General features: G+C 62.4%; 12 protein-coding genes. 8 read left to right on the plus strand and 4 right to left on the minus strand.

What is annotated here, in order from left to right; genetic code table 11:
• Window positions 1-101: 101 nt before the first annotated feature.
• Entirely contained in the window at window positions 102-1313 is a 1212-nt protein-coding gene (locus HU731_RS02725; protein ID WP_034135455.1) for an MFS transporter, read from the plus strand.
• 575 nt (window positions 1314-1888) lie between these two features.
• On the opposite strand, the gene HU731_RS02730 is transcribed toward HU731_RS02725, so the two are convergent.
• Window positions 1889-2203 carry a DUF2834 domain-containing protein gene (locus HU731_RS02730; protein ID WP_014718650.1) on the minus strand — a complete coding sequence of 105 codons (315 nt, stop codon included), beginning with the start codon at window positions 2201-2203 and terminating at the stop codon, window positions 1889-1891.
• Between the two features lie 180 nt (window positions 2204-2383).
• Here HU731_RS02730 and HU731_RS02735 point away from each other — a divergent pair, with 180 nt between their 5' ends.
• Window positions 2384-4093 (plus strand): amidase, encoded by a 1710-nt coding sequence (locus HU731_RS02735; protein ID WP_186609023.1) that lies wholly within the window; start codon window positions 2384-2386, stop codon window positions 4091-4093.
• Window positions 4094-4614: 521 nt separating this feature from the next.
• Here the strand turns inward: HU731_RS02735 and HU731_RS02740 are convergent.
• On the minus strand, window positions 4615-5940 hold the full coding sequence (locus HU731_RS02740) for an aminotransferase-like domain-containing protein (protein ID WP_186609022.1): 1326 nt from the start codon (window positions 5938-5940) through the stop codon (window positions 4615-4617).
• An 87-nt stretch (window positions 5941-6027) separates the two neighbouring features.
• On the opposite strand from HU731_RS02740, the gene HU731_RS02745 reads away from it, so the two are divergent.
• The 3 genes from HU731_RS02745 to yghX are packed head-to-tail and all read left to right on the plus strand — an operon-like array spanning window position 6028 to window position 8397.
• Window positions 6028-6918: a DMT family transporter gene (locus tag HU731_RS02745; protein ID WP_186609021.1), complete on the plus strand. Its 891-nt coding sequence runs from the start codon at window positions 6028-6030 to the stop codon at window positions 6916-6918.
• Window positions 6919-6970: 52 nt separating this feature from the next.
• On the plus strand, window positions 6971-7465 hold the full coding sequence (locus HU731_RS02750; protein ID WP_032892109.1) for a PaaI family thioesterase: 495 nt from the start codon (window positions 6971-6973) through the stop codon (window positions 7463-7465).
• 44 nt (window positions 7466-7509) lie between these two features.
• Window positions 7510-8397 (plus strand): YghX family hydrolase, encoded by an 888-nt coding sequence (gene yghX, locus HU731_RS02755; RefSeq protein WP_186609020.1) that lies wholly within the window; start codon window positions 7510-7512, stop codon window positions 8395-8397.
• 95 nt (window positions 8398-8492) lie between these two features.
• On the opposite strand, the gene HU731_RS02760 is transcribed toward yghX, so the two are convergent.
• Complete coding sequence (locus HU731_RS02760) at window positions 8493-9365, minus strand: LysR family transcriptional regulator (protein WP_186609018.1); 873 nt, start codon at window positions 9363-9365, stop codon at window positions 8493-8495.
• Window positions 9366-9494: 129 nt separating this feature from the next.
• On the opposite strand from HU731_RS02760, the gene ampC reads away from it, so the two are divergent.
• The 3 genes from ampC to HU731_RS02775 all read left to right on the plus strand — a co-directional run bounded on the left by ampC (window position 9495) and on the right by HU731_RS02775 (window position 11835).
• Complete coding sequence (gene ampC, locus HU731_RS02765) at window positions 9495-10637, plus strand: class C beta-lactamase (protein ID WP_186609016.1); 1143 nt, start codon at window positions 9495-9497, stop codon at window positions 10635-10637.
• A 113-nt stretch (window positions 10638-10750) separates the two neighbouring features.
• Window positions 10751-11314, plus strand: coding sequence for a nicotinamide riboside transporter PnuC (pnuC, locus tag HU731_RS02770; RefSeq protein WP_186609014.1), 564 nt, complete (start codon window positions 10751-10753; stop codon window positions 11312-11314).
• Window positions 11311-11835, plus strand: coding sequence for an ATP/GTP-binding protein (locus HU731_RS02775; RefSeq protein ID WP_186609013.1), 525 nt, complete (start codon window positions 11311-11313; stop codon window positions 11833-11835). Before pnuC ends, HU731_RS02775 begins: the two co-directional genes overlap by 4 nt.
• 122 nt (window positions 11836-11957) lie before the next feature.
• Here the strand turns inward: HU731_RS02775 and ggt are convergent, their stop codons facing one another.
• On the minus strand, window positions 11958-13682 hold the full coding sequence (gene ggt / locus HU731_RS02780; protein ID WP_186609012.1) for a gamma-glutamyltransferase: 1725 nt from the start codon (window positions 13680-13682) through the stop codon (window positions 11958-11960).
• Window positions 13683-13721: the final 39 nt, after the last annotated feature.

The raw sequence follows: 13721 nt of genomic DNA on the forward strand, positions 1-13721 counted from the left end.
GGCGCCGAATCTAGCATAAACGCCGAGTCCAGATGGAGTGGCGGTTCACATCACCGCCGCCCGCCTCCACGCCTGTTAGCTGCCTTGTACGGAATGCCCGCATGTCCACAGTCACAGCGTCACCCGCCGCACCTTCGACCAGCCCGCAAGTAAGCCCCTTAGTCATGCGCGTCCTGGGCGCCTGTGCCCTGGCGCACCTGATCAATGACTTGATCCAGGCGGTGCTGCCGTCGATCTACCCGATGCTCAAGGCCAACTACGGCCTGAGCTTCACCCAGGTCGGCCTGATTACCCTGACCTTCCAGTTGACCGCCTCGCTGCTGCAACCGTGGATCGGCTACCACACCGACCGTCACCCCAAACCCTGGCTATTGCCGGCGGGCATGGTGTGCACCTTGGTCGGCATCTTGATGCTGGCCTTTGTCGGCAACTTCCCGGCGATATTGCTCGCGGCAGCGCTGGTGGGTGTGGGCTCGTCGACCTTCCACCCGGAAACCTCCCGCGTCGCACGCCTGGCCTCCGGTGGGCGCTACGGCCTGGCGCAATCGACCTTCCAGGTTGGCGGCAACACCGGCAGCGCCTTCGGCCCGTTGCTGGCGGCGGCGATCATCATTCCCTACGGCCAAAGCCATATCGCCTGGTTCGGCCTGTTTGCGGTGTTCGCCATTCTGGTGCTGTACGGCTTGAGCCGTTGGTACCGCCACCACCTCAACCTGTTCAAGCTCAAGCAAGGCAGCCAGGCGACCCACGGCTTGTCCAAAGGCCGCGTGACCTTCGCCCTGGTGGTATTGGCCGTGCTGGTGTTCTCCAAATACTGGTACATGACCAGCCTGACCAGTTACTTCACGTTCTACCTGATCGAGAAATTCCAGCTGTCGGTGGCAAGCTCGCAGATGTACCTGTTCCTGTTCCTCGGCGCAGTGGCCGTGGGCACCTTTGCCGGTGGCCCGATCGGCGACAAGATCGGCCGCAAAAAGGTTATCTGGTTCTCCATCCTCGGCGCCGCGCCGTTCACCCTGGCCCTGCCCTACGTCGACCTGTTCTGGACCGCCGTACTCAGCGTGGTCATCGGCTTTATCATCGCCTCGGCGTTCTCGGCCATCGTGGTGTTTGCCCAGGAGTTGGTGCCGGGCAATGTGGGCATGATCGCCGGGATATTCTTCGGTTTGATGTTCGGCTTCAGTGGGATCGGCGCGGCGCTGCTCGGGATGCTCGCCGATCATCACGGCATCGAGTACGTGTACAAGCTGTGCTCGTTCCTGCCGTTGGTGGGTATCCTGACGGTACTGTTGCCGTCGACCAAAGGGGTTTGATCGGTTGCGGGGCCCCAAATAGCCTTACCTTAGGTATCGACACAACTCTGTAGCGCTCAACGCTAACCACGATGCGAAGCGAGCCGCTCTTGATCTGCTTTTGATCTTGATCTTAAGCGCCCCGTCAAACCACGCTGGCCGGAATTCGACAGGGATTTGGGGGGTAAACCGGCAGGGATGCCGGTTTAGCCGCCCCGCGCCATGGATGGCGCGTGGCGGCGGCCCCCCCAAATCACTGGCGGATTACGGGCACACCGAGCCTAAGCGAGGTGCCGAGTGGTGGGGCAAGAGCCCTTTTGGTTACTTTTGGGGCTCTTTTCCAAAAGTGACCCGCTGTCAGAGCGGAACCCTAGGTGGCCGTTACCGCAGCAATGTATATGTACACAATCCAACTGTGTCGCCTGTCAGGCCGCCTTCGCGAGCAAGCCCGCTCCCACAGTAGGATCTTAGGGGTGTCAGGTAGATAGGCGTCGGCTGGGAGGCCGCCATCGCAGGCAAGCCAGCTCCTACATTTGGATCGTCGTGTGTCAGGTAGATCAGCATCGGCTGGCAGGTCGTCACAGGAGCAACAAACCTCACTTCATGGCCCGACGAGAAAACCCATTAACCACGATATAGAGCAACGGCCCTACCGACACAAACACTGCCGTCAGTAGAAAATACGGCAACACTGAGGCCATCGACCGCCCTCGCCCACGCGCATCCCGGTACATCCACACACACGCCAGCACCGCCATCAGATACAGGTCAATCACCACCTGCGCCGTATCGGGCCTGGACATCAGTTCCCATCCAAAGGCCAACAGTGACTGCTCGGCCGTGAGCATGGTCGCCACGGTATAGACGGTAAATCCCAGCAAGGCCGCCAGGGCGATATAAGGTTTTTGCATGGTCTCTTCCTTGAAGTGCAACGTTAATCAACGCGGCCACCTTAGCGATAAGAGGCTGCCGCTTGCAATCCTGCTGAGGTCTTTCTCGAGATGTCCTGCGCGAAGTATGCCGCGCTGGTTTTGTGAAATATCTGTACGTAGACTGCCGCCATACCCCCACTTGAAGGCGGCGAAAAAAACGTGATGCAAGTTACTGAAGTCTCCATTGCCCAATTGCGCGCTGCGCTTGAAGCCGGCCAGACCACGGCGGTTGAACTGGTGCAGGCGTACCTGGCGCGGATCGATGCCTACGATGGCCCGCAGACGGCCACTGCACTCAACGCCGTGGTGGTACGTAATCCCGAGGCGCTGAAAGAAGCCCAGGCCTCCGATGCGCGCCGCGCCAAGGGGCAAACCCTGGGGCCGCTGGATGGCATTCCCTACACCGCCAAGGACAGTTACCTGGTCAAGGGGCTGACGGCTGCATCCGGCAGCCCGGCGTTCGCCACGCTGGTGGCCCAGCGCGATGCCTTCACCATTGAGCGCCTGCGGGCCGGCGGCGCCATCTGCCTGGGCAAGACCAACATGCCGCCGATGGCCAATGGCGGCATGCAGCGTGGCGTGTATGGCCGGGCCGAAAGCCCCTACAACGCCGACTACCTCACCGCGCCGTTTGCGTCGGGCTCCTCAAACGGCGCGGGCACCGCCACCGCCGCCAGCTTTGCCGCGTTCGGGCTGGCTGAAGAAACTTGGTCCAGCGGACGCGGCCCGGCCTCCAACAACGGCCTGTGTGCCTACACGCCTTCGCGTGGGGTGATTTCGGTGCGCGGCAACTGGCCGCTGACTCCGACCATGGACGTGGTGGTGCCCTACGCCCGCACCATGGCCGACCTGCTGGAAGTACTCGACGTCGTGGTGGCCGAAGACCCAGACACCCGTGGCGACCTGTGGCGCCTGCAACCCTGGGTGCCGATCCCCAGCGTCACCTCGGTGCGCCCGGCGTCCTATGCGGCCCTGGCAGCCGGCAGCGAAAGCCTGGCCGGCAAGCGCTTTGGCGTGCCGCGCATGTACATCAATGCCGACCCGGAGGCTGGCACCAGCGAAAAACCCGGTATCGGCGGCCCGACCGGGCAAAAGATCCACACCCGTGCCACGGTGATCGAACTGTGGCAAGCCGCGCGCCAGGCACTGGAAGCGGCGGGTGCCGAAGTGATCGAAGTGGATTTCCCGCTGGTGTCCAACTGCGAAGGCGACCGCCCCGGCGCGCCGACGGTGTTTACCCGTGGCCTGGTCTCCAAGGAATTCCTCCACGACGAACTGTGGGAACTGTCGGCCTGGGCCTTCGATGACTTCCTGCGCGCCAACGGCGACCCAAACCTGAACCGCCTGGCCGATGTAGACGGGCCGAAAATATTCCCCCACGACCCCGGCACCCTGCCCAACCGTGAAGACGACCTGGCCGCCGGCATGGACGAATACGTGCGCATGGCCCAACGCGGCATCACGCCATGGGACCAGATCAGCACCGTGCCCGATGGCCTGCGCGGCCTGGAACAAACCCGACGCCTGGACCTGGAAGACTGGATGGATACCCTGGGGCTTGACGCCGTGCTGTTCCCCACCGTGGCCGATGTAGGCCCGGCGGATGCCGATGTGAACGAAGCGTCTGCCGATATCGCCTGGAGCAACGGCGTATGGGTCGCCAACGGCAACCTCGCCATCCGCCACCTGGGCGTGCCCACCGTCACCGTGCCAATGGGCGTGATGGCAGACATCGGCATGCCAGTGGGGCTCACCTTCGCCGGGCGTGCCTATGACGATTCGGCGCTGCTGCGCTTCGCCTCGGCGTTCGAAGCCACCGGCAGCAAACGCATGATCCCGCCACGTACGCCACCGCTGGTAGCCCGCTAAACACGGTCAACCTGTGGGAGCTGGCTTGCCTTATGCCAGTCAGTTAAGGCTTTTGTAGGAGCGAGCTTGCTCGCGAAGAACTCACGGGCACCGCGTTGATTCAGGAAGCCCTCGTCATCGTTGACGTTTTTCGCGAGCAAGCTCGCTCCTACAGAATTGGCCGCAGCGCCGACTCCATGTGGGAGCTGGCTTGCCTGCGATGGCGGCCGTTCAATCGACAGAGATGTCGAATGTGCCGCCCACAGGTAACCACGATGCGCAGCGAGCCGCTCTTGATCTGCTTTTGATCTTGATCTTAGGCGCCCCGTTAAACCACGCTGGCCGAACGCAGGCTTGAATTCGTGGGTAACCCGGCAGGACGCCGGGTTAGCCGCCGTCAGGGCGGAACCCTAAGTGGCCGTTACCGCAGGAATGGATATGTACTCGGTATAACTGTGTTGGCTGTCAGGCCGTCTTCGCAGGCAAGCCAGCTCCCACATTTCGCCCGTATTTCAAATCAAACCCTGTAGCCGGGTGTTCGCTCACCACACCACCACCTTGCGCACCTTCACCAGCGCCTCACGCAACGCCGCCATGGGCACCGAACCCAGGGCCAGGCGCAGCGCGTGGGGCACCTGGGCCGAGACCGCGAACGGTTCGGCGGTTGAAACCGAGATGCCCGCGCGCTGCAAGGTCATGGCGACCTGATCGGCGCGTGCATCTTCCGCCAACGGCAGCCACAGAAAGTAGGAGGACGGGTGGCTGATCGTCCTCACACCGGTCAGCACCTGCGCCGCCAATGCCTGACGAGCCTGGGCATCCGCGCGCTTTTGCGCCTCCAGTTGCGCCACCGTACCGTCTTCGAGCCAGCCCACCGCAATCGCGCTCATCACCCCTGGCACGTTCCAGGTGGTTGCCATGATCGTGCGTTCCAAGCCGCTTACCCATGCCACAGGCGCAGCGATAAAGCCCACGCGCAAACCGGTGGCAACACTCTTGGACAGCCCGCCGATGTACACCGTGCGCTCCGGTGCGAGGGTCGCCAAGAGTGGCGGCGCTTCTTCGGCGAGAAACGCATAGGCACCATCCTCGATGATCATCAAGTTGTGCTGCCGGGCGATCGCCACCAAGCGCTCGCGCTGCGCCAGGCTCATCACCCAGCCCAGCGGGTTATGCAGGGTCGGCATGCTGTACACCGCTCGCACCGGGCGCTGGCGACACAGGCGGTGCAGGTGGTCGAGGTCCGGGCCGCTGCCGGTGACTGGGATAGCGACCAGTTCCAGGTGCAGGGTTTCGGCCAGCACCTTGAACCCCGAATAGGTCAATGCATCCACCGCGACCACGTCCCCAGGCTTGAGCAAGGTCATCATGCTCACCGCCAGACCATGCTGGGCACCGCTGACCACCAGCACCTGCTCGGCGGGCACCGTCAGCCCTCGGTTCAACAAGTGCCGGGCCACGGCGGCCCGCTCGTGCACACGCCCGGCATGGGGCTGGTAGCGCAGCAGCGCCTCCAGGTCGCCAGACAGGGCAAGCTGGCGCAACGCCGTGCGCAACAGCTCGGCCTGGCCTGGCAACGACGGGTAGTTGAAATTCAGGTCAAGCAACCCCGCCGTAACCGTCATCTGCCCACTGCCCTGCCCCGGCGGTAAGGCGATCTCACGCACAAAGGTACCGCGCCCGGTTTCGCCACTGACCAAGCCCATGGCTTCCAGTTCGCTGTACACCCGGCTGGCGGTGACCAAGGCCAGGCCATGCTCGGCGGCCAATTGCCGGTGGGTGGGCAACCGCGTGCCGGGCAGCAATTGGCCGCTGCGGATGGCCTCGGCGAAGGTATCGACCAGCGTCTTGTAGCGAGCACGGGACATAGGGATGTATCCATGACAATTTTTTGATTGTCTTAATCTTCAATCCTAGGATGCCCTGCACGCAACTGCCTTTTCAGGACGCCCTCCATGGAACGTACTTCTCCCCTCGACACTCTGGACAACAGCACCCAGGGTTGGATCAACGGCTTTATCGGCGTGGTGATTTTCAGCGGCTCGCTGCCGGCCACACGTGTGGCGGTGATGGAATTCGACCCGGTGTTCCTGACCATGATCCGCGCCACCCTCGCTGCGCTACTGGGGCTGTGCCTGCTGTGGTTATTCAAGGAAAAACGCCCCACGCGCCAACAATGGGCACCGCTGGTCATCGTTGCGCTTGGCGTGGTGATCGGCTTTCCGCTGCTGACGGCCCTGGCTTTGCAGTATGTGACCTCGGCCCACTCGATCGTCTTTATCGGCCTGCTGCCACTGGCTACGGCGGTGTTCGGGGTGCTGCGCGGCGGTGAGCGTCCGAGGCCGGTGTTCTGGTTGTTTTCGATCCTGGGCAGCCTGTTGGTGATGGGTTATGCCGTTGCCCAAGGCTTGAGCGCCGCGCCCGCAGGCGATGTGCTGATGCTGTTAGCGGTGCTGGTGTGCGGCCTGGGGTATGCCGAAGGCGCCAAGCTGTCGCGCAGCCTGGGCGGCTGGCAGGTGATCTGCTGGGCGCTGGTGGTGTCGCTACCGGTAGTGGCGCCCTTGAGCCTGTTGCTGGCGCCTGCCACCCTCAGCGGTATCAGCCTGCCGGCATGGCTGAGCCTGGGCTACGTGGCGTTGTTCAGCATGTTGATCGGCTTCGTGTTCTGGTACCGGGGCCTGGCCCAGGGCGGCATTGCTGCGGTCGGCCAATTGCAGTTGCTGCAACCGTTCTTCGGCCTGGCGCTGGCAGCGGGTTTGCTGCATGAACAGGTCAGCCTGGGCATGGTGCTGGTAACGGTGGCGGTGATTGGCTGCGTGGCTGGGGCAAAGAAGTTTGCTCGCTAACCCCTGGCCTGCTAAATAGAAGCGTCGCCCAAAAAAATAACAAGGACTCTGCATGCACAGCGCTTCTCTCCAGGACACCACGGCGCCGGAAGGCATCTGCTACGGCTGCGGCAGCAGCAACCCCCATGGCCTGCACATCAAGAGCCGCTGGGATGACGATGGCGTACACGTCATTGCCGAGCACCAACCCGAGGCTAAATACAGCGGCTGGCCGGACCTGGTCTACGGTGGCCTGATCGCCATGCTGGTGGACTGCCATTCCAACTGGACCGCCATGGCCTACCACTACCGCGCCGAACAGCGTGAACCCGGCAGCCTGCCGCGCATCGATTGCGTCACCGGCAACCTGGGGATCAAATTCATCAAGCCCACGCCCATGGGTGTGCCCCTGGTCCTGCGCGCTCGGGTCGAAGGCGAAGTCGGGCGCAAAAGCCGGGTGGTCTGCGAAGTGTATGCAGGCAGCGTGCTCACCGCCGTCGGCGACTCGGTGTTCGTGCGCGTTGATACCGGGCAACTGGCCGCTGCCGCCCATGGCCGCGAGGTTTGATCCTGGTCTACAGTGACGGCAACCGCTAATCGAGGACTGCATCAATGACTCGTCTGACCGCGAAAGACTTTGCTCCCGAACTGCTGGAACTCTACGACGGCTACGCCCACGGCAAGATCAACCGCCGCGAATTTCTCGACCGCGCCGCGCTGTTCACCCTCGGTGGCCTTACCGCTTCGGCCTTGCTCGCGGCCCTGAGCCCCAATTACGCCCTGGCCGAACAGGTGAAATTCACCGACCCGGACATCGTCGCCGACTACATCACCTACCCCTCGCCCAAAGGCAATGGCACCGTGCGCGGCTACCTGGTGCGCCCAGCCAAGGCCGCAGGCAAGCTGCCCGCCGTGGTGGTAGTGCATGAAAACCGGGGCCTGAACCCCTATATCGAAGACGTGGCCCGACGCCTGGCCAAGGCCGGCTTTATCGCGTTGGCCCCGGACGGCCTGACCTCGGTGGGCGGCTACCCTGGCAATGATGAAAAAGGCGTGGCGCTGCAACAGACTGTCGACCCGACCAAGCTGATGAACGACTTCTTCGCCGCCATCGAATGGCTGATGCACCACGACAGCAGCACGGGCAAGGTCGGCATCACCGGGTTCTGTTATGGCGGTGGCGTGACCAATGCAGCGGCGGTGGCCTACCCGGAACTGGGCGCGGCGGTGTCGTTCTACGGCCGCCAACCCGACGCCAAGGACGTGCCGCGCATCAAGGCGCCGGTCATGTTGCATTTCGGCGAGCTGGATACGCGCATCAATGAAGGCTGGCCGGCGTATGAACAGGCATTGAAGGCCGCGGCTACGACGTACGAGGCGTTTATCTACAAGGGCGCCAACCACGGTTTCCATAATGACTCGACGCCACGCTATGACGAGGCAGCGGCGAACCTTGCCTGGGAACGCACCCTGGGATGGTTCCGCCAATACCTGGTGTAGGAGCGAGCTTGCTCGCGAGAAACGACAACGATAACGCGGGCTTCCTGAATAGACGCGGCGCCTGGGAGTTTTTCGCGAGCAAGCTCGCTCCTACATTAACAATTGCATGCCTGCAACCAACCTTTGAACGCCACCATCGCTGACGTCTCAGCCCGCGACTGCAAGCGCGTCAACCAATAGCTGCCCGTCGTGATCCCCACCTCGAACGGCTGGCGGATCACATCGCTCTCCAATTGCCGCGAGAACATCCGGGCCGGCGCCAGCGCCACGCCAGCCCCCTGCAGCGCGGCCTCCATCATCGCCAGCGAGGAGTCGAATACCACGCTGCGCGGCACCCGGGTGTCGCTGGGCAAACCGGCGGCCTGGAACCACAGGCTCCACTCATCGGCACGGTAGGAACGCAGCAAGGTGTGCTTCAACACATCCGCCGGGCTGCGCAGTTGTTCGGCAATCTGCGGCACACACAATACTGTCAATGGTGCCTCAAGCAAGGGGCAGGCATCGGTGCCGTGCCACGCGCCGGCGCCAAAGCGGATGGCATAATCCAGGCCCTCGGCGGCGACATCCACGCGGTTGTTGTGGGTGGACAAACGCAAGTCGATCAACGGGTAGCGGCTGTGAAAATCCGCCAGGCGTGGCAACAACCAGCCCACCGCAAAGGTACCGACCGCCCCTACGGTCAGCACTTCGCGGTAATGCCCGCCTTCAAACTGATCCAGCGTCAGGGCGATGCGGTCGAAAGCGTCACGCAGCACGGGCAGCAGGGATTCGCCTTCGCTGGTGAGCATCAAGCCCCGTGGCAGGCGCTTGAACAGCGTGACGTTGAGTTGTGCTTCGAGGCTTTTGACCTGATGACTGACCGCCGCTTGGGTCACGCATAACTCGATGGCCGCACGGGTAAAGCTCAAATGCCGCGCCGACGCTTCGAAGGCGCGCAACGCATTGAGCGGCAGGTGGGAACGCAACATGGCTTGACCCAAATTTTTCTAATGGCAGGTGCGAGATATCATCGTTTGCCCAGGCCCGCAAATCCACCTACATTTGCCACGCCTGCGCAGGCTCCGATCGTCATTGCCTTATTTACATGGAAGCGAACCATGAAGCACACCCTGAAAAAATATGCGGTTTCAGCCTTGTTGCTCGGCGCCGGCAGCTGCATGGCCGCCACCGATATGCGCCAACTCGTGGACAGCCACGTCACCCCCTTGATGAAACAGCAAGGCATCCCGGGCCTGACGGTCGCGGTGGTCCAACACGGCACCGTGCAATACTTTAACTACGGCGTCGCCGCCAAAGACACCCAGGCACCCGTCACTGAAAACACTCTGTTCGAAATCGGCTCAGTGAGCAAAACCTTCAACGCCACCCTCGGCGGGTATGCCCAGGCCATCGGCAAGCTCAAGCTGTCGGACATGACCAGCCAACACTTGCCCGTCCTGGCTGGCAGCGCGTTCGATCGCATCAGCCTGCTGCAACTGGCGACCTATACCCCCGGCGGCCTGACGCTGCAGTTTCCGGAGGCCGCCGACAGTGCAACCACCATGATGGATTATTTCCAGCATTGGAAACCCACTTATGCGCCGGGGGAACAACGCCTGTATTCCAACCCCAGCATTGGCCTGTTCGGTTACGTGACAGCACAAACCCTGGGCCAGCCGTTCACCGTCGCCATGGAAAAAACCCTGCTGCCCAAGCTGGGCTTGACCAACACCTATACCCGCGTACCCGCCGACAAGGCCGGCCAATACGCCCAGGGCTATGACAGCCAGCAGAAACCGGTTCGCGTCAACCTCGGCGCCCTGGACTTCGAAGCCTACGGCCTCAAGAGCAGCAGCCAGGACCTGGCCCGCTACGTGATCGCGAACATGCACCCGCAAACCCTGGAGCAACCGGTGCAGCAGGCCATTGCCACCACTCACGCCGGCTACTACACCGTCAACGGCATGACCCAGGGCCTGGGCTGGGAACGCTACCCCTACCCCATCGCCCTGCAAGCGTTGCTGGACGGCAACTCCACACCGATGGCGATGGAGCCGCACAAGGTTAACTGGCTCAAACCCGCCCAGGCGCAGCCTGCCAACGTGCTCTACAACAAAACCGGCTCCACCGGCGGCTTTGGCGCCTATGTGGCGTATGTACCCAGCAAGGACATGGGGGTGGTGATCCTCGCCAACAAGAACTACCCGAATGCCGAGCGGGTGAAAGTGGCCTATGCGATCTTGAGTGCGATGGATAACTGAAGCAGCAAACACCCCAAGGGCGAGGGTTTGCCTTAGAGTTCGCGGTGCACGTTTGAAGATCGCCGACCTCTAGGTACAATCACCGCCCTCTCCCACTCCCCCAAGGATCCGCCATGTCCGGGCTTGAACTGTTCGCCGCCGCCCTGGGGGTGATCGCCGTCTGGCTGACGGTCAAACAAAACCCTTGGTGCTGGCCCATCGGCCTGGTGATGGTGCTGCTCTACACCTGGGTGTTCTTTGAGGTCAAGCTCTACTCCGATATGCTCCTGCAAGTGGTCTATGCGGCCTTGCAGGTCTACGGCTGGTGGCAGTGGACCCGCGCCGGCGAGGTCAAGCAGGGCCGTCAGGTCACGAGCCTGGGAGTGCCTGCGATCATGGTAAGCCTGGCTGTTGGCGCCGTCGGTAGCCTGTTGTTGGGCGCCGCCATGGCCCACTGGACCGACGCCGCCCAGCCCTGGCTCGACGCCGCGCTCACCGGTTTCAGCCTGGTGGCGCAGATGTGGATGGCGCAAAAACGTGTGCAGTGCTGGGCATTGTGGATCGTGGTGGATGTGATCTTCGTCGGCCTGTTCCTTTACAAAGGCCTCTACCTCACCGCCGCGCTCTACGCACTGTTTACCGTGATTGCCGTGCAAGGCTGGCGCGAGTGGCGCGCCGACCCGGCGTTGCGCGCATGAAAGTGGTGGTATTGGCGGGCCCCGAATCCAGCGGCAAGAGCTGGCTGGCGGCGCAGTTGCACGCGCACTTCGGCGGGTTGATGGTGGGGGAATATGTGCGCTACTTCATCGATCAGCATCAACGCGACACCACCTTGGCGGATATCCCGGCGATTGCCCAGGGCCAACTGGCCTGGGAGGACGCCGCCCGCGCCAAACGCCCCGCGTTGCTGATCCTCGACACCCACCTGCTGACCAACAGGCTCTGGAGCCAGACCCTGTTCGGCGACTACCCCGGCTGGCTGGATGATGAACTCCTGGCGCGGCATTACGATCTGCACCTGCTGCTCTCCCCCGAAGACGTGGAGTGGAGTGCCGACGGCCAGCGCTGCCAGCCGGAACTGGCGGATCGGCGGGCATTTTTCCAGGCCAGTCTGGAGTGGATGCAACAGCATCGACAGCCGCTGGTGGTGATTGGTGGCGACTGGCAACAAAGGCGCCAGGCGGCATTTGCCGCAGTAACCCAGTTGCTCACGCCCTGACACTCTGTAGGAGCGAGCTTGCTCGCGAGAAACTTACCGACGCCGCGTGTATTCAGGAAACACGCGTTATCGTTGACGTTTTTCGCGAGCAAGCTCGCTCCTACACGGGGCAGCGCCAGGCTTTAGTAGCCCAACGATAAGCCTGTATTGCGCCGTGGGTCATTCGCCCCATAGAAGCGGTTGTTACCCACCGGCTTGCCACCCAGGGACGGCGCGCCTACCAGGATCGCGGCCAAGTGGTTGGCATCTTGCGGGCCGGCGAACTTATGGCCCCAGCTTTCAAGGATCTTCTGGGTGTCCGGGCTGACCGCAAAGGTCTCCAGGTTGGTGGTCTCAGGCATCCACTGCTGATGGAAGCGTGGCGCGTCCACGGCTTCCTGGATGTTCATCTTGTAGTCGATGACATTCAGGATGGTCAGCAAGGTAGCGGTAATAATGCGACTGCCCCCCGGTGTACCGACCACCATCACCGCCTTGCCGTCCTTGGTGACGATGGTCGGGCTCATCGACGACAGCGGTGCCTTGCCCGGTGCGATGGCGTTGGCTTCACCCTGCACCAGCCCGTACATATTCGGTACGCCGACCTTGACGGTGAAATCATCCATTTCATCGTTGAGAATCACCCCGGTGTTGCTGGCCATCACCCCGGCGCCAAACCAGTCGTTGAGGGTATAGGTCACCGAGACCGCGTTGCCCCACTTGTCGACGATGGAATAGTGGGTGGTGTTGTTGCCTTCATGGGGCGATACACCCGGTTTGATCGCCTGGGAGTCACCGGCCTTCTGTGGTTCGATCGCCGCGCGTAGCTTGGCCGCGTAGTTCTTGTCCAGCAGATGCTCGATGGGGTTCTTCACGAAGTCCGGATCGCCGAGGTAGCTGTTGCGGTCCACGTAGGCATGGCGCATCGCTTCGATCTGGTAGTGCAGGCCCTGGGCCGAGTGATAGCCCAGATCGGCCATCGGGTAGCCTTCGAGGATATTCATGATCTGGCAGATCACCACGCCGCCCGAACTGGGTGGCGGCGCCGAGACCACATGGTAGCCACGGTAGTCGCACTCGATGGGGGCCAGTTCGCGGGTTTTGTAGGCGTCGAGGTCGGCCTGGGTGATGATGCCTTTGCCGGCCTGGCTGGAATCGACCACCGCCTTGGCAACCCAGCCTTTATAGAAACCGTCCGTGCCCTTGGCCGAGATTTCCTTGAGGGTCTTGGCCAGGTCCTTCTGCACCAGCTTCTGGCCCACCTGCATAGGCTTGCCGTTGTGCAGGAAGATCGCGCGCATGTCCTGGTCTTTTTCGAACTCACCGGTGGCGGTGTGCAACAGGTCAATATCGCCCTGCTCCAGCGCAAAGCCGTTTTCCGCCAGCTTGATCGCCGGGGCAATCACTTGAGCGCGCTTGAGGGTGCCGTATTTGCTCAGGGCCAGCTCCATACCAGACACCGTGCCCGGTACGCCCACCGCTAAATGGCCTTTGGCGCTGAGGCCTTCGACCACATTGCCGGCCTTGTCGAGGTACATGTCGGCCGTCGCCGCCAACGGGGCTTTTTCGCGGAAATCGAGAAAGGTCTTGCGCCCGTCCGCCAGTTGCACGGTCATGAAACCACCGCCGCCCAGGTTACCTGCGGCCGGGTACACCACCGCCAGTGCGTAACCTACCGCCACCGCCGCATCGACCGCGTTACCGCCAGCCTTGAGCACATCGACACCCACGTGGGTTGCCAGGTGCTGGGCCGTGACCACCATGCCATTTTCACCCGCAACCGGGGCTTGGGAAGCTGCGTGCACACCGTTGACCGTCAAGACCAGCGCGGTCGCAATCAAAGTGTGACTGAAGGGTTGGTATTTCATCCATGGCTACTCTGATTATTGAGATGCACCAAAATAGCT

The organism is Pseudomonas salmasensis, from assembly GCF_014268375.2.
Classification (GTDB): Bacteria; Pseudomonadota; Gammaproteobacteria; order Pseudomonadales; family Pseudomonadaceae; genus Aquipseudomonas; species Aquipseudomonas salmasensis.